The sequence below is a fragment of the Sphaerisporangium sp. NPDC049002 genome (assembly GCF_040649355.1).
In the GTDB taxonomy this organism is placed as follows: Bacteria; Actinomycetota; Actinomycetes; order Streptosporangiales; family Streptosporangiaceae; genus Sphaerisporangium.
The window spans coordinates 1-15,895 of the sequence record NZ_JBEZFH010000083.1; the positions used below are offsets into that span (position 1 = coordinate 1).

General features: G+C 71.0%; 13 protein-coding genes, 1 pseudogene and 1 riboswitch. Of the genes and pseudogenes, 4 read left to right on the plus strand and 10 right to left on the minus strand.

The features are described from left to right. Window positions 1–164, minus strand: a pseudogene (locus AB0B89_RS18110) (hypothetical protein); the annotation flags it as partial. A gap of 310 nt (window positions 165–474) precedes the next feature. Between AB0B89_RS18110 and AB0B89_RS18115 the strand changes: the two are divergent. After that, complete coding sequence (locus AB0B89_RS18115) at window positions 475–873, plus strand: hypothetical protein (RefSeq protein WP_358553693.1); 399 nt, start codon at window positions 475–477, stop codon at window positions 871–873. A gap of 40 nt (window positions 874–913) precedes the next feature. On the opposite strand, the gene AB0B89_RS18120 is transcribed toward AB0B89_RS18115, so the two are convergent. The 8 genes from AB0B89_RS18120 to AB0B89_RS18155 form a co-directional block, all read right to left on the minus strand. Then, a complete protein-coding gene (locus AB0B89_RS18120) occupies window positions 914–1,735 on the minus strand; it encodes a tetratricopeptide repeat protein (RefSeq protein WP_358553695.1) in 822 nt (273 codons plus the stop codon). A 104-nt stretch (window positions 1,736–1,839) separates the two neighbouring features. Then, window positions 1,840–4,698 carry an aminomethyl-transferring glycine dehydrogenase gene (gene gcvP, locus AB0B89_RS18125; protein WP_358553697.1) on the minus strand — a complete coding sequence of 953 codons (2,859 nt, stop codon included), beginning with the start codon at window positions 4,696–4,698 and terminating at the stop codon, window positions 1,840–1,842. 170 nt (window positions 4,699–4,868) lie between these two features. Continuing rightward, a riboswitch (glycine riboswitch) is annotated at window positions 4,869–4,994 on the minus strand. A gap of 144 nt (window positions 4,995–5,138) precedes the next feature. Next, window positions 5,139–5,762 (minus strand): MerR family transcriptional regulator, encoded by a 624-nt coding sequence (locus AB0B89_RS18130; protein WP_358553699.1) that lies wholly within the window; start codon window positions 5,760–5,762, stop codon window positions 5,139–5,141. 146 nt (window positions 5,763–5,908) lie between these two features. Further along, entirely contained in the window at window positions 5,909–6,379 is a 471-nt protein-coding gene (locus AB0B89_RS18135; RefSeq protein ID WP_248958545.1) for a bifunctional nuclease family protein, read from the minus strand. A gap of 131 nt (window positions 6,380–6,510) precedes the next feature. Then, on the minus strand, window positions 6,511–7,185 hold the full coding sequence (locus AB0B89_RS18140) for a MerR family transcriptional regulator (protein WP_358553701.1): 675 nt from the start codon (window positions 7,183–7,185) through the stop codon (window positions 6,511–6,513). A 12-nt stretch (window positions 7,186–7,197) separates the two neighbouring features. After that, window positions 7,198–7,701 carry an FHA domain-containing protein gene (locus AB0B89_RS18145; RefSeq protein WP_358553703.1) on the minus strand — a complete coding sequence of 168 codons (504 nt, stop codon included), beginning with the start codon at window positions 7,699–7,701 and terminating at the stop codon, window positions 7,198–7,200. 363 nt (window positions 7,702–8,064) lie between these two features. Next, window positions 8,065–10,566, minus strand: a complete 2,502-nt coding sequence (locus tag AB0B89_RS18150) for a mannose-1-phosphate guanyltransferase (RefSeq protein ID WP_358553705.1) — start codon at window positions 10,564–10,566, stop codon at window positions 8,065–8,067. A 99-nt stretch (window positions 10,567–10,665) separates the two neighbouring features. Beyond that, window positions 10,666–11,244: a CDP-alcohol phosphatidyltransferase family protein gene (locus tag AB0B89_RS18155; protein WP_358553707.1), complete on the minus strand. Its 579-nt coding sequence runs from the start codon at window positions 11,242–11,244 to the stop codon at window positions 10,666–10,668. Window positions 11,245–11,473: 229 nt separating this feature from the next. Between AB0B89_RS18155 and AB0B89_RS18160 the strand changes: the two genes are divergently transcribed. After that, window positions 11,474–12,064: a methyltransferase domain-containing protein gene (locus AB0B89_RS18160; protein ID WP_358553709.1), complete on the plus strand. Its 591-nt coding sequence runs from the start codon at window positions 11,474–11,476 to the stop codon at window positions 12,062–12,064. Window positions 12,065–12,126: 62 nt separating this feature from the next. Continuing rightward, window positions 12,127–13,308: an acyl-CoA dehydrogenase family protein gene (locus AB0B89_RS18165; RefSeq protein WP_358553711.1), complete on the plus strand. Its 1,182-nt coding sequence runs from the start codon at window positions 12,127–12,129 to the stop codon at window positions 13,306–13,308. A gap of 34 nt (window positions 13,309–13,342) precedes the next feature. On the opposite strand, the gene AB0B89_RS18170 is transcribed toward AB0B89_RS18165, so the two are convergent. Then, on the minus strand, window positions 13,343–14,029 hold the full coding sequence (locus AB0B89_RS18170) for a gamma-glutamyl-gamma-aminobutyrate hydrolase family protein (protein ID WP_358553713.1): 687 nt from the start codon (window positions 14,027–14,029) through the stop codon (window positions 13,343–13,345). Window positions 14,030–14,627: 598 nt separating this feature from the next. On the opposite strand from AB0B89_RS18170, the gene AB0B89_RS18175 reads away from it, so the two are divergent. Beyond that, a complete protein-coding gene (locus tag AB0B89_RS18175) occupies window positions 14,628–15,797 on the plus strand; it encodes a globin domain-containing protein (RefSeq protein ID WP_358553715.1) in 1,170 nt (389 codons plus the stop codon). Window positions 15,798–15,895 lie beyond the last annotated feature (98 nt).

The window sequence follows — 15,895 nt, forward strand, 5'->3', positions numbered from 1 at the left end:
TCGGCATTGGCGTCTCCCAGGTAGGCGCTGATGACGCGGGGGTCATGCCGGATCTCGGCGTACGGGCCCTCGACCAGCACGCGGCCGCTCTGCAGCTCCGGCCGCCCTGCACGAGGGCCAGGCCGGGGAACCGCTCGCGGACCGCCGCCACCAGCGTCGTCCACGCCTCGTCCTGCCTGGCCGGTGACCCCGGCGCGCGGGCGCCGGCGACCCTGAAGGGCTGCAGGACCCGCGCGACCGTACCCCCAATGGCGGACACCGCGTCGCGCACGGCCAGCAGGTCGGGCGCCTCGACTCCCCCCGCGGACCCGTGTGTGAGGACGAACAGGAACCGTGGCCGGGGTACCTCGTCCACCTCCACGATCGCCGGGCCTGCGGGTGTCACGATGCGCATGGCCGACACGCTACCCGCGGAGAACATCTCTCCTACTCCTGGGGGATGCCCCACCGGTGCGTCTGTGCCAGATTAGGAGGGTGCCGGACAACTCTCTCCCCCGCGACGAGCTTCGCGCCACCGTCGAGGCCCGTCGTGACCTCGGTCCCGACTACGAGCACGCGCTGATCGAGTCCTTCCTGGAGAAGATCGACTCCACGATCGACGCGCGGGTGCGGTCGGAGGTCACGGCCCAGAACGGCTACCAGGGCCACCCTGGGCCCGGTGGCTTCGCCGGGCCGCATGGCGCTCCCCCGGGCCAGGCCAAGCCGCACAAGCAGGGGGACGGCACGATCCCCATCGCCCTCGGGTCGCTGGGCATCGGCGTCCCGCTGACGGCGATCGCCGCCACGCAGGCGGGCCTCGCCGGGCTGTTCCTCGCCTGGACCGGCATCGTCCTGGTCAACCTCGCCGCGGCGTTCGGCCGCCGCCGCCGCTGAGCCGCCGCCTCACGCAGGGCATCAGGGGTGAGGGCGCCGCCTAGCCGCCGTCCCCGGCGGGCTCGTCGTCACGGTGCAGGCGCAGGCGCACCTGCTCGGCCACACCCTCGTCGGGATGCTCCAGGCCGTACGTCCACACCGTCTCGGCGTCGGCGTCGCGCCCGCGCAGCGGGAGGGTGCGGGCGAGGAGCTCGATGGCGAGGGCCGCGCTGTCGGTGTCCTGGCCGCCCTCGGCGGCGGCGGCGAACTCCCCGCAGGCCATGTCGAGGTGGGCGATGCCGAGCAGCACCCGCAGGCGGCCGGAGTCGGCGACGCCGGGCACGTCGAGCGCCTCGATCAACACGTCGGCGGCCTCCCCGGGCTCGCCCTCGGCCAGCAGGTACTCGGCGAGCCGCTGCGCGGCCAGGGAACCCGCATCGGGGTCGCGGGTGGCGAGCGCCGCCCGCAGCGACCCCTCGGCCTCGCGGTCGTCCCCCTGGCTCACGGCGATGCGCGCCAGCGCCAGGTGTGCGGCGGGCAGGTAGGCCGGGGTGCCGACGCCGATCACGGCCTGCCAGGCGGCACGCGCCTGGTCGGCCATGTCGTCCCTCTCGAACCCGCGCGCCAGGTGGCAGGCCGCCTGGGCGGCGTACTCGGGGTGTCCGGTGGCAAGGGCCGTACGGGCCGCTGCCCTGGCCCCTGCCACGTCGCCGCGCTGCTCCAGCACCACGGCGAGACCGACGGCCGCCTGGGCACGGTCGGCCTCCTGCTCGTCGGCGACCAGCTCGGTGAAGATCTCGGCCGCGGCGTCGAGCTCACCGCTCTCGGCCAGCCTCCGCGCGTCGTCGATCGACCGCCCGGACTGCACCTCGTGCGCCGCCATCGGGACCTCTTCTCCGGATAGGGGGTTCCCGGGCCTCGCGACGCGGGCGCGCCGTCGCGCGCGACATATTATGCCGATGCGGACGGGCGCCCGAGGCTCGTCGCCTAGTCTTCGTATGCCTCCAGCGGGGGGCAGGAGCACACGAGGTTGCGGTCGCCGTACGCCTGGTCGATGCGGCGGACCGGTGACCAGTACTTCGCCTCGCGGAGAGCCGCCACGGGGTAGGCCGCCTCGGTGCGGGTGTAGGGGTGGGCCCAGTCGTCGGCCGCCAGGCAGTCGGCCGTGTGCGGGGCGTTGCTCAGCGGGTTGTCAGCCCTGTCGTAGGCTCCGGAGGCGACCTTGGCGATCTCCTCGCGGATGGCGATCATGGCGTCGCAGAACCGGTCGAGCTCGGCGAGGTCCTCGCTCTCGGTCGGCTCGATCATCAGGGTGCCCGCCACCGGGAACGACATGGTGGGCGCGTGGAAGCCGTAGTCGACCAGGCGCTTGGCGACGTCGTCGACCGTGACGCCGGTCTCCTTGGTGATCTGGCGCAGGTCGACGATGCACTCGTGCGCGACCAGGCCCTCGCGGCCGGTGTAGAGCACCGGGTAGTGCGGGGCGAGTCGCCGCGCCAGGTAGTTGGCCGACAGGATCGCCTGCTCGGTGGCCGCCTTGAGCCCGTCGGCGCCCATCATCCTGACGTAGGCCCACGAGATCGGCAGGATGCCGGCCGACCCGAAGGGCGCGGCCGAGACCGGGCCCACCGGGCTGTCCTCCAGCGGGTGGCCGGGCAGGTAGGGCGCCAGGTGGGAGCGGACCGCCACCGGGCCCACGCCGGGACCTCCGCCGCCGTGCGGGATGCAGAAGGTCTTGTGGAGGTTCAGGTGGGAGACGTCCGCGCCGAACGATCCGGGCTTGGCCAGCCCGACCAGGGCGTTGAGGTTGGCGCCGTCGACGTAGACCTGCCCGCCGGCCTCGTGGACCCGGTCGCAGATCTCGGTGATCGTCTCCTCGAACACGCCGTGCGTGGAGGGGTAGGTCACCATGATCGCCGCCAGGCGGTCGCGGTGTTTGTCGATCTTGGCGATGAGGTCGGGGACGTCGACGTTGCCGTCGTCGTCGCAGGCGACCACGACGACCCGCATGCCCGCCATGACGGCGCTGGCGGCGTTGGTGCCGTGGGCCGACGACGGGATGAGGCAGACGTCGCGCTCGTTGTCGCCGTTGGCCCTGTGGTAGGCGCGGATCGCGAGCAGGCCGGCGAACTCGCCCTGGGAGCCCGCGTTGGGCTGCAGCGAGACGGCGTCGTACCCGGTGACCTCGGCCAGCCAGCCCTCCAGGTCCTTGATGAGCCGCAGGTAGCCCTCCACCTGGTCGGCCGGGGCGTAGGGGTGGATCCCGGCGAGCTCGGGCCAGCTGATCGGCTCCATCTCGGTCGTGGCGTTGAGCTTCATCGTGCAGGAGCCCAGCGGGATCATCGACCGGTCGAGCGCGATGTCCTTGTCCTGAAGTTTCCGGAGATAGCGGAGCATCGCCGTCTCGGAGCGGTGGGAGTGGAACACCGGGTGGGTCAGGAAGTCCGTGGTGCGCAGCAGCTCGGCGGGCAGCGCGTCGGAGGTGGCGGTGTCCAGGTCGTCCAGCACGATGCCGGTGAGGCCGAACGCCTCCCAGACCGCCCGGAGGTCGTCGGCCGTGGTCTTCTCGTCGCAGGAGACGCCCACGTGGTCGGCGTCGGCGAGGCGCAGGTTGACGCCCCTGTCGCGGGCCGCCGCGACGATCTCGGCGGCACGGCCGGGGACGCGGGCGAGCACGGTGTCGAAGAAGTCGTCGTGCGCGATCTCGACGCCGGCGCCGCGCAGCCCGGCCGCGAGGACGGCGGCGTGCCGGTGGGTGCGCTGGGCGATGCGCCGGAGCCCCTCGGGGCCGTGGTAGACGGCGTACATGCCGGCGATCACGGCCAGCAGCACCTGCGCCGTGCAGATGTTGCTCGTGGCCTTCTCCCTGCGGATGTGCTGCTCGCGGGTCTGCAGGGCCAGGCGGTACGCGGGGCGCCCGTCGGCGTCCTGCGACACCCCGACCAGGCGGCCGGGCATCTGCCTCTGGAGCCCCTCGCGGACCGCCATGTACGCGGCGTGGGGGCCGCCGAACCCGAAGGGCACGCCGAAGCGCTGGGAGGAGCCCACGGCGATGTCGGCGCCCATGGAGCCGGGCGCCTCGACCAGCGTCAGCGCGAGAAGGTCGGCGGAGGCGACCACCAGCGCGCCGCGGGCGTGGGCCTCGTCGGCGACGGCGCGGAAGTCCTTGATCTCGCCACTCGCGCCCGGGTACTGGACGAGCACGCCGAACAGCTCGCCGCCGGGCAGGCCCTGGCGGAGGTCGGCCTCGGCGAGCTCGATGCCGAGCGGCTCGGCGCGGGTGGCCAGCACGGCCTTGGTCTGCGGGAGGGCGTCGGCGTCCACGACGAACACCGGGCTCTTGGCCCGCCCGGCGCGGCGGGCCAGCGTCATGGCCTCCGCCGCGGCCGTGGCCTCGTCGAGCAGCGAGGCGCCGGCGACGTCCAGCCCGGTCAGGTCGCTGATCACGGTCTGGAAGTTCAGCAGGGCCTCAAGGCGTCCCTGCGAGATCTCCGGCTGGTAGGGCGTGTAGGCGGTGTACCAGCCCGGGTTCTCCAGCAGGTTGCGCCGGATGACCGCGGGGGTGATCGTGTCGTGGTAGCCGAGCCCGATCATCGAGGTCAGCACCTGGTTGCGGGAGGCGAGCGCCCGCAGCTCGGCGATGGCCTCGGTCTCGCTCGCCGCCTCGGGCAGGTCGAGCGGGCCCTCCGCGCGGATCGTCCCGGGCACCGCCAGGGCGATCAGGTCGCCGACCGACTCGTAACCCACCGCCTCCAGCATGCGCGCCTGATCGGCGTCCGCGGGGCCGATGTGCCGGGTGGCGAAGGGCGGTGCGGACAGGTCGCGAAGCGGTGACCGATCGGTCATGGGGCCCTCCTGAGGGTGTGGAGACCAGCGCTTGGAGCGCGCGCGTATGCCGGGTCTCCCCCTCTGTCAGCGCGATGTGTCATCGCGACCTGAGAGCTTCATCCCCATAAAAGCGGATTTGCACCGTCGGTGAGACACGCCTGGCGGGCATGTCTACTTTCCAGAGTCGCCTCACCCGTGCGGTACGTGGGCCTGAGAGATTCCGGGGAGGTTGCTCCTTCGGCGCCCGGGTCACACGCCGGCACCGCGTGGAGCGCGGAACCGGCCCGTGCCAGGGACTCTCCCGCACAGGGTCATAAGCCTTGCGCCAATCGTACCGTCCCGCCCCGACTTAGGGGCTACCCCTATTGCCCGGGTTTGCCGTACTTTGCCCCTGACCTGCGGGTTCACGAAGATCCAGCCCCGTCCCCACGGGATCTCCACTCACACAGTGGCCGGGGTCACCCTGTCTTGCGGGCCTTCCTGCGCCGAGCCAGCTCGTCACCCGGGTGCTCCTCCGTGGAGGTCCGGTCGGCCGGCTCCGCGCGTTCCCCCGGCAGCTCCGCCAGGGATCCCTCGACCTCGCGCCAGACCCCGCCCAAGGCGATGCCGAACACGCCCTGGCCGCCTTCGAGCAGATCTATCACCTCGTCGGCCGAGGTGCACTCGTAGACGCTCACGCCGTCGCTCATCAGCGTGATCTGCGCCAGGTCGTTGACCCCGCGCTCCCGCAGATGCTGCACGGCGGTGCGTATCTGCTGGAGCGACACCCCGGTGTCGAGCAGGCGCTTGACCACCTTGAGAACGAGGATGTCGCGGAAGCTGTAGAGCCGTTGCGACCCCGAGCCCTGCGCCGCCCGTACCGACGGCTCGACCAGCTGGGTTCTCGCCCAGTAGTCGAGCTGGCGGTAGGTGATGCCGGCCGCCGAGCACGCCGTCGGGCCGCGGTATCCCACGTCGGCGGGCAGCGACGCCGGCCGCTCGTCGAACAACAGGCCCTGCTCGCCCGCGCGCTCCCGCGCCGACTGGCGCTGGGCCGGATCATGCTGGCCGGCCGTCTTTCCCTCGCCGCTGCTGACCGCCACTGCGGACCTCCGGCTTTCTCTCATCCCACGGTCTGATCTGGGGGTTCGTGAATTACAACCGTGGTTTCCCTTGCACCGTAGGACTGGCGCGATGCTCAGTCAACGATCCCGCCCGGCGCGTCGTGAAGCGTAAATGCCCGATATGGCTAACCCGCACGACCGAAGTCCTCGGGCGTGATCGTGTCCAGGAACTCACGGAACTTCTCGACCTCGTCCTCCTGATCATCAGGGATGATGACGCCGGCCTCGCGCACGACATCCTCGCTGGCGAAGATGCTGGCACCGGTGCGAAGAGCCAACGCGATCGAGTCGGATGGGCGTGCGCTCACCTCGACACCGTTGGAGAACACCAGGTCAGCGAAGAAGATCCCGTCGCGCAGGGCCACGATGTTGACCGTCTGCAGCCGCACGCCGAGAGCTTCGATCACGTCCTTGAACAAGTCGTGGGTGAGCGGCCGGGGTGGCGGCTCCTCTGCCTGTGCCAGAGCGATGGCCGTGGCCTCGGTCATCCCAATCCAGATCGGCAGATAACGCTCACCCTTCGCCTCCTTGAGCAGGACGATGGGCTGGTTGGAGGGCATCTCGACACGGACCCCCACGACCTCCATCTGCAACACAGGCTGCTCCGTCTCATTGGGTCGCCGGCCCGCTCCGGGCCCGTTCCCTTGCGGCTCTCGGCTCGCGGCGTGACCATCGCCGCAAAATTCAACGTAACATCCCCGCACCCCGAAATGTCCGGGCGCCTCCTTCAGCGGCCCAGAATGCCCCTCAGACCGCCCCGCACCAGGGCGGCGTGCAGCTCCAGGAGCAGGGCGGAGAGCTCGCGAGCGGTCTCCTCGGCCTGATCGACGGCGCCGGGGGCGCGGCGGCGCAGCAGCGGCGCCACGGCCTGCTCCACGAGCCCCGCCTCGCGCTCCGCGGCGGCCCTCAGCACCCGCAGGTGGCGGGGGTGCAGCCCGAACCTTCCGAGCGCCCCTGAGGCCCTGGCGACGGTGAGGGCCTCGGCGTCGTACCACCGCGCGACCGGGGTCAGCAGGCCGTAGTCCTCCAGCTCCACGAGGGTCTCCTCGTCGAGGGCCGCGGCCTCCAGAAGCTCGGCGCGGCTCAGCCGGATCTCGGCGACCGGCGGCTCGGCCCCGACTGCGCGGGGCCGGGTGACGCCGTCGCGCTCGGCGGTGTCCAGGTGGTCCTTGATCACGCGCAGCGGAAGGTAGCGGTCACGCTGGGCGGTGAGGATGTAGCGCAGGCGCTCGACGTCGGCGTGGGTGAACTTGCGGTACCCCGAAGGGGAGCGCTGGGGCTCGATGAGCCCCTCGCCCTCGAGAAAGCGGATCTTGGAGACGGTGACGTCGGGGAAGTCGCCCCGCAGGATCTCGAGGACTTCCCCGATGCTCATGAACGCCCTGGCTGCCTGCGCGCCCATCACCGTTCCTCCTCACCCACGCGTGAGGAACACCAGCCGGAACTTGCCGATCTGGACTTCGTCGCCGCCGGAGAGCGGTAGCTCCTCGATGCGCTCCCGGTTGACGTAGGTGCCGTTGAGGCTGCCGACGTCCCTGGCGGTGAAGTAGTCGCCCCGCCGGTAGAACTCCGCGTGCCTGCGCGAAACGGTCACGTCGTCGAGGAAGATGTCGCTCTCGGGGTGACGGCCCGCCGTGGTGAGGTCGCTGTCGAGCAGGAACCGGCTCCCGGCGTTGGGCCCGCGCATCACGACCAGCAGGGCCGTGCCGGCCGGCAGCTGCTCGACCGAGGCCCGATCGGGGATGAGCGTCTGTCCCGTCGCGTCGCCGTCCATCGCCTCGATCCCACTGAGTGAGATCGTGGAGGTGGTGTCCCCCGGCGTGTTTTCGACACGACTCAGCGGCGACCCGCACCGTGAGCAGAAACGGGCGTCGTCAGGGTTGGCATGACCGCACTGCGTGCAGTAGACGCTCGGCATCGATCGGCTCGGCCTCCTACCGCGAAGTCGCGGCGACGGTGCTCTGTGCGGCGTGCCTCGGTTCTTCGCTTCTCATAGTTGCTCAGACTGCGAATGCCGCAACTTACGCTGATGAGTCGCAAAGGTCAAGATGAGGGCAGGCTCGCGGGTTCGGACATGCTGCTGGTGGGGCTCGCTCGGTCCTCGCTGACGGGGGCTCGCGTATCTCCTGACGGCGCTCGCCCCTCGTTCCTTCCGACCCGGCTCGCCACGCCGGTCCAAAGCTACCGCCCGCGCCGCCCTCCGGTCCATGCGGCGCGCCGTTCAAATGTGACCGGAAACGGCCGGTTCGGGGCAGAACGCTCCCGTTGCCGGGGCGGGCGCTCAGGTGCCCGCGGCGTGCTCCACCACCCGCGCCCAGCGCTCCAGGAGGCCCTGTGCCACGTCCAGGTCGTCCCCTTCCGCCCAGATACGGGTCACGGCCTCCGAGGGGTCGGGGAGGATCAGGGCCCAGCCTCCGTCCTCCTCGACCACGCGCACGCCGTCGGTGGTGTCGAGGTGGTACCCGTCGGCCGCCTCGACGACCGACCGCATGACCGCCCCCTTGGCGGCCCACGGGGTCGGAACCGTGCGTTTGAGCATCTTCGCCTGCGGGATGCGGGCGTCGATCTGGCTCAGCGACAGCCGGGTGCGGGCCACCAGCCCGAGGATGCGCAGGAAGGCGGCCAGGCCGTCGACCGTGGGCGCGAACTCCGGCACGATGAAGCCGCCGCGCCCGTCCGCCGCGAAGATCAGATCGGGGTCGGCAGCCGCCGAGGTGAGGGCGTCCAGGGCCGTGGAGGTCCACTGCACCTGCGCCCCGTGGAACCGGCACACCTGCTCGGCCACGCGGGTGGTGGTCACGGGCAGGGCCACCCGGCCGCCGCGTCGCTCGGCCGCGACCAGGTCGAGGACGACCAGCTGCGCCCGCTCCTCGCTGATCAGCTGGCCCATCTCGTCGACCAGGGAGACGCGCTCCCCCACCGGGTCGAAACGTACGCCGAAAGCGGCCCTGGAGGACCCCACGAGCTCCGCCAGGCGCTGGAGGTCCCTGCGGCGCTCGGCGAGCGTCTCGGTCGGCGAGGCGTCGTCCAGGCGGTTGTTGACGGTGAGGACGTCCACCCCGACGCGGCCGAGCAGGCTCGGGAGCACCAGGGAGGAGGTGCCGCCCGCGCAGTCGATGACGACCTTCATCTCGGCGTCGCGCACGCCGGACATGTCGACCCAGCGCAGCAGCTCGCGGGTGTAGTCCTCCACGGCCCTGGCGGGGAAGCTCAGCTCCGCGATCTCGCCGGGGAAGGCGCGCCGGAACTCCTGCCGGGAGAAGACGCGCTCCAGCTTGCGCTGCGCGCCCTGCGACAGGTCGGCGCCGTTCTCGTCCATGAAGATGATGTCGACGCTCTGGGGGTCACCTGGGGTGGTGCGAAGGGCGATGCCGCCCGAGGCGGTCTCGTTGGAGGTGTGGAAGCGCGCGACGGGCAGCGGGGCGGCCTCCAGGTCGAGCACGTTGATCGCGCTCGCGGTCAGCGCGCTGATGACCGCGCGCTTGAGGGCGCGGGCGGCGCGGGAGGAGTCGCGCGAGGTGATGACCGACGCGCCCTTCTTCAGGGTGGTGGCGTACGCGCTGGCCAGGCGCACGCACAGCTCGGGGGTGATCTCGACGTTGACGAGGCCGGAGACCCCGCGCGGCCCGAACAGGCTTCGCTGGCCGCGCGACTCCCAGATCACGCTGGTGTTGACGACCGCGCCCGCCTCGATCGTCTTGAAAGGGTAGATCTTGACGCCGGAGGAGACGTAGGCCTCGGACTCGATCACGCACTCGTCGCCGACGACGGCGTTCTCCTCGATGCGCGCGCCGGTCATCACGTCAGTGTTCTTGCCGATCACGCAGCCGCGCAGGTGGGCGCTCGGCCCGATGTAGACGTTGTCGTGGACGACGGCGCGGTGCAGGAACGCGCCCTCCTTCACCACGACGTTGTCGCCGAGGACGGTGTACTCCCGCAGTTCGGCGCCCGCCTCGACCTTGGCGTAGCCGCCGATGTAGAGCGGGCCCTTCAAGATGGCGTCGGGGTCGACGGAGGCGCCCTCGGCGACCCAGACGCCCGGGGAGAGCTCGAAGCCGTCGGCGTCCAGCTTGACCCGGCCCGACAGGGCGTCCGCCTGCGCCTTGAGGTAGCTCTCGTGGGTGCCGACGTCCTCCCAGTAGCCGCCGGTGATGTACCCGTACAGCGGCGCGCCCTGGGCCAGCAGCTTGGGGAAGACGTCGGCCGACCAGTCGACCGGGACCCCGGGGGCGACCTCGTCGAGGACCTCCGGCTCCATCACGTACACGCCGGTGTTGACCGTGTCGGAGAAGACCTGCCCCCAGGTGGGCTTCTCCAGGAAGCGCTGCACCCTGCCCTGCTCGTCGACGATGATGATCCCGAACTCCAGCGGGTTCGGCACGCGCTTGAGCCCGATGGTGACGAGGGCGCCGTTCTCCTCGTGGAACCGGATCAGGTCGGTCAGGTCGATGTCGGTCAGCGCGTCCCCGGAGATCACCAGGAAGCGCTCGTCGCGCAGCTTGTCGGCGGCGTTCTTCACGCTTCCCGCCGTGCCGAGCGGGATCTCCTCGGTGGCGTAGTGGAGGCTCATGCCGAGCTCGTCGCCGTCGCCGAAGTAGTTGCGCACCAGGGCGGCCAGGAACTGGACGGTGACGACGGTCTCGGTGAAGCCGTGCCGCTTCAGCAGGCGGAGCACGTGCTCCATGATCGGCCGGTTGACCACGGGAAGTAGGGGTTTGGGCTGGTTGGCGGTCATCGGCCGCAGCCGAGTCCCCTCCCCGCCCGCCATCACGACGGCCTTCACAGATCACCCTCCGTCTGTTTCGTCACGGTGGGCACACGGTCACGCTCGCGCGGGCAGTAGTGGCCGCGGGGACTCGCCGGGACGGGCCCCCACGATCGCTCATGCCCGGCTCGCCCCTCCGATGAGCCGGCGCCCCTGAACCACGTACAGCGCCCCCGCCCACCAATACAGACCTGTTCCCCAGATGGCAAAGGCCCATCCCAAGATCCGGGCTATGTCGGCGTACCAACCGTCGTGGGACGCCAGGAAAAGCAGCGGGAAGGCGTAGAGCAGGTTGGCGGTCGCGGCCTTGCCGAGGAAGTGGACCGGCAGGGCCGACCCGAAACCGTGCCTGCGCAGGACCGGAACGCCGAGCAGCAGCAGGACGTCCCTGCCGACGATCAGGGCGGTCAGCCACCAGGGGATGACCTCGCGCAACGTCAGCCCGATCAGCGTGGCCAGGATGTAGAGCCGGTCGGCGAGCGGGTCGAGCAGCCTGCCCAGCTTGCTGGTCTGGTTCCAGGCCCTGGCCAGCTTGCCGTCGAGCCAGTCGGAGAACCCCGCCGCCATGAGCAGGGCGAGCGCCCACCCGTCGGCCTTGGGCCCCAGAACCAGCCACAGGAACACCGGCACGCCGAGCAGCCGCAGCAGGCTGAGCATGTTCGGAACCGTCCAGATCCGGTCCTCCGCCGATCTCACCCGTGACTCCCCTCGTGAACCTGGTGCCGACCCTAGCCGGTGCGCGGCCCCGGGCGGCGGCGGGGGCGAGCCTGGCCGCGATGCGTATCGTGAAAGGACGCACCCGCGCCCGTTCTCCGGGGACGAATGACGGGATCCTCCTCAAGTCGGAGACGGGGTCCTCCAGGCGATCACGAGATCGGCCGAACGGTGGAAGCAGCAGACCATTTTCTTCTTTAAGGTCGGTGCCATGGCCAATGACGCAGCCGTCTTCTTCGGGCAGTTCATGCGCTCGCCCGGCACCACCGGGGCGGTCGCGCCCAGCTCACAGCGCCTGGCGAGGGTGGTCGCCTCTCCGGTTCCCGAGCGCGGGGACCCCGTCATCGTCGAGCTCGGCCCGGGGACGGGCGTGTTCACCAAGGAGATCCAGCGGCGTCTCGGCGGGCGGGGCCACCACCTGGCCGTCGAGATCAACGCCCGGCTCGCCGTGGGGCTGGCCGAACGGCACCCCGGCGCCAAGGTCGTCGTCGGCGACGCCGCGCACCTGCCCAAGATCCTCGCCAACCACGGGCTCGACCGGGCCGACGTGGTGGTCAGCGGGCTGCCCTGGGCCGCCTTCCCCTCCGCGCTCCAGGACCGGCTGCTGGAGGCGATCCGCGAGACGCTGACGCCCGCGGGGACCCTGACCACCTTCGCCTACCTGCACGCCCGTACGCTGCCGCCGGCGATGCGCTTCCGCCGCCGCCTGCTGGAGGTGTTCGAGGAGGTCGTGCCGAGCCGGACGGTGTGGGGCAACGTGCCTCCGGCCTTCGTCTACCTCGCCAGGCGCCCGCGTTCCTGACCCTCGCACGGCCGCCGGGCTTCGCTCTACCATTGCGCGGCAACGGGAATGGAGTGATCACGGTGGACTTCACGCTTCCGGAGAGCGCCCGCGACGTACAGCGCGGCGTCGCGGACATCTGCTCGCGCTACGACATGGACTACTGGCAGCGGTGCGAGGCGGACAAGCGCTGGCCGGAGGAGGTGTGGTCCGAGCTGGCCAAGGGCGGCTGGCTCGGCCTCGCGGTGCCCGAGGAGTACGGCGGGGGCGGCCAGGGCCTGCTGGAGCTGACCGTGGCGACCGAGACCCTGTCGGCCTCGGGTTCGGCCGGCGGATCGGCGTTCACCTACGTGCTGACCCCCGGCTTCGGCGCGCTGACCATCGCCCGCCACGGCTCGGGCGAGCAGCGGGCGGCGCTGCTCCCGAAGCTCGCCGCAGGCGAGATCGAGACGTGCTTCGCGCTCACCGAGCCCGACGCCGGGTCGAACTCCCTGGCCATCTCGACCTCCGCCCGCCTCGACGGCGGCGAGTACGTTATCAACGGGCAGAAGATCTGGATCACCGGGGTCCAGCGCGCCAGCTGGATGCTGCTGGTCACCCGGACCATCCCGGCGGCCGAGGCCAGGCCGCGCACCAACGGCCTCACGGTCTTCCTGGTGAACGTGCCCGAGGCGGTGGCGGCGGGGCGGCTTTCCTACCGGCCGATCCCGAAGATGGGCGCCAACACCACCCCGTCCAACATGGTCTTCATCGACGACCTGCGGGTGCCCGCCACCAGCGTGCTCGGCGAGGTCGACCAGGGGGCGGCCGTGCTGTGGGACATCCTCAACCCCGAGCGGATCCTGCTGGGCGCCAGCGCCCTAGGCGGCGCGGAGGTGGCGCTGCGCGTCGCGGTCGCCTACGCCAAGGAGCGGGAGGTGTTCGGCCGCCCGATCGGGGCGAACCAGGCCATCGCCTTCCCGCTCGCGCAGGTCAAGGCGAAGATCGAGCTGGCGAGGCTGATGCTCTACAAGGCGGCCTGGCTGTTCGACCGGCGCCTGCCGTGCGGCACCGAGGCCAACATCGCCAAGCTCACCGCCTCGCAGGTCGCCTGGGAGGCGGCCGACCACGCCTTCCAGACGCACGGCGGGATGGCGTACTCCCTGGAGTACCCCGTCGCCCGCCTGCTGGCGGACGCCCGGATCGGCAAGGTGGCTCCCGTCACCGAGGAGCTTCTGCTCAACTACCTGGCGACCCAGGTGCTCGGCCTGCCCCGGAGCTTCTGAGCACGCGGGCCTCTGAGCCGCCGAACCCCGCGCCTCACGGCATGGCGGCCTCGACCAGGGCGTCCACGAGGCGGTTGTCGTCCCCCCGCTCCGGGTGCCACTGGACGCCCACGCAGAACCGGTGGCCCTGGAGCTCCACGCCCTCGACGATCTGGTCGTCGGCCCACGCCACGGCGAGCAGTCCCTCGCCGAGCCGCTTGAGGGCCTGGTGGTGGGGCATCGCGACCTCGATGCGGTCACCGACGGCCTTGCCGACCTTGCTGGAGACGCTCACCTGGATCACGTGCGGCGTGCTTGCGGCGTGCCGCTCGTGGTGGACCGCCTCGGGCAGCCACCGGATCAGGGTGCCACCCAGCGCGACGTTCAGGATGTGCATGCCGCGCGCCACGCCGAGCACGGGGACGCCCGCCTGGACGGCCGCGCGGGCGAGCCCGATCTCGAACCTGTCGCGCTGCGGCTGCGGCTCCTCCACTCTCTCGTCCCGCTCCTCGCCGTAGGCGCCGGGATCGACCTCCACGCCGCCGGCCAGGATGAGCCCCGACAGGCCGCGGACGTAGCCGTCGATCGCTCCCAGGCTCAGCGGGGGGATCAGCACGGGGGAACCCCCGGCCCTGTCCACCGCCTTCGCGTAGGCGGGCGGCGAGAGCACGGCCTCGCGGACCCACGTGCCCCATCGGGCGGCGTCGAAGTAGGTGGTGATACCGATCAGCGGTCGGGACATACGGTCTCCAGGGGCTCGCGCGAGGTCGTGCCGCCATGTCACGGCGGCACCCAGCCCATCAGCAGTGGCAAGCCCATCATGGCGCACAACATTTCCGGTATGTCACGTATTCGGGGTATCAGTCACGTCACTTCCGCAACATCTGTGCCACGGCCCACGCCCGTCCCCCGCCCCGTCGCCGCCCTGCCGGTACGCCGGGTGCCGGTGTGGAACGGTCCGCCGGTATCCACGAAATCAGCAGGCCCGAGTTGCGACCCGGACGAGGACCCGGAAATGGCATCCCGGGAAAAGATGAATGTGATTCTCTTTCATGTACATCCGCCCCCACCCCGGAATTCATTACGGAGAATCACCCGTCAATTACAAAGAGTTCGATTTCCCGTCACCTTGTGGTGAAACGGTTGTGGGGCTCAAGAGGGAATGGAAGACTCCAATTCGAGCGCTCGGTTGAGCTGGGGCCGCCGGACGCTCGTACCCGGACCGTCAGGGAGGTGGCACAACGAGATCGGATGCTAAATCCGGTCAATTAGGGTGGCGTCTATATATGTCGTTGAATCCACGTCTAGTAAAGGAAAGCTTCTCAGCCGTCGAGCCCGTCATGGGCAAGGCCGTCGCGTACTTCTACGGGCGGCTGTTCGCTGAGGGCCCACACCTCCGGAGCATGTTCCCCCCCGCCATGGACGTCCAGCGGGACCGTCTCTTCAGCGCGCTCACCCGCATCGTCTGGAGCCTGGACAGCCCCGACAGCCTCGGCTCCTACCTGAGCCAGCTCGGCAGGGACCACCGCAAGTACGGCGTGCTGGCCGAGCACTACACCGCCGTGGGCAACGCGCTGCTGGCGACCATCAAGCGCTTCGCCGGCGATACCTGGACCAGCGAGATCGAGGCCGCGTGGGTCGCGGCCTACACGGTCGCGGCCAACCTCATGATCGAGGCGGCCGAGGCCGACGCCGGGGTCGCCCCCGCGTGGTGGCTGGCGGAGGTCGTGGACCACGAACTGCGCGCGCCCGGCGTCGCCGTCATCACTCTGCGTCCCGGCACCCCGATGGACTTCGTCCCCGGGCAGTACGTCAACCTGCAGGTCGCCCGCTGGCCGCGCGTCTGGCGCACGTTCTCCATCGCCAACGCCCCGCGGCCCGACAACACCATCAGGCTGCACGTGCGCGCCGTGAGCGGCGGGTGGGTCAGCTCGGCCCTGGTCTCGCACACGCGGATCGGCGACACCGTGCTCCTCGGCCCGCCGGTCGGCACCATGGCGCCCCCGGACGGCGAGCACGCGCGCGACATCATCTGCGTCGCCGGGGGCACCGGCCTCGCCCCGCTCAAGGCCATCATCGAGCACGTCATCGCCTCGGGCCGCCGCCCGAACATCCACCTGCTGGTCGGCGCCCGCACCGCCGGCGAGCTGTACGACCTCGACGACCTGATCCGCATGGAGGCCGCCTTCCCGTGGCTGCGGGTCCTGCCGGTGGTGTCCGGCGAGCCCGGCTACGACGGCATGCGCGGCTCGCTCCCGGACGTCGTACAGCGCTTCCACTCGTGGGCCGACCACGACGTGTACGTCTGCGGCCCCTCCGCCATGGTCAACGAGACCGTGCGGCGGCTCCAGAACGAGGGTGTGCCCCCGGCGCGCATCCACTGCGACCCCATCCCCGGGGAGTCGCGGCCGAGTTCCCGCGAGCAACCAGATATCAGCGGACTATCCGGGCGAACTGATCACCCAAATCACGCGGAGTCCGGCGGGTGCCCGGGCAACGTGACACGATGATGCCGATCCGCGCGCAGCGGCCGACATGCCGATCGGGCGACCACGCCGAGCCGGGGGGACAGGCGATGCGGCCCCGACACCGCGAAAGGAAGGGCGAT

Excerpts from the sequence above, each read along its gene's own strand:
- AB0B89_RS18120 (WP_358553695.1), bottom strand. The coding sequence starts at position 1,735 with ATGGCGGCGCACGAGGTGCAGTCCGGGCGGTCGATCGACGACGCGCGG.
- AB0B89_RS18160 (WP_358553709.1), top strand. The coding sequence starts at position 11,474 with ATGGCCAATGACGCAGCCGTCTTCTTCGGGCAGTTCATGCGCTCGCCC.
- AB0B89_RS18175 (WP_358553715.1), top strand. The coding sequence starts at position 14,628 with ATGGGCAAGGCCGTCGCGTACTTCTACGGGCGGCTGTTCGCTGAGGGC.
- gcvP (WP_358553697.1), bottom strand. The coding sequence starts at position 4,698 with ATGACCGATCGGTCACCGCTTCGCGACCTGTCCGCACCGCCCTTCGCC.
- AB0B89_RS18170 (WP_358553713.1), bottom strand. The coding sequence starts at position 14,029 with ATGTCCCGACCGCTGATCGGTATCACCACCTACTTCGACGCCGCCCGA.
- AB0B89_RS18145 (WP_358553703.1), bottom strand. The coding sequence starts at position 7,701 with ATGCCGAGCGTCTACTGCACGCAGTGCGGTCATGCCAACCCTGACGAC.
- AB0B89_RS18140 (WP_358553701.1), bottom strand. The coding sequence starts at position 7,185 with ATGGGCGCGCAGGCAGCCAGGGCGTTCATGAGCATCGGGGAAGTCCTC.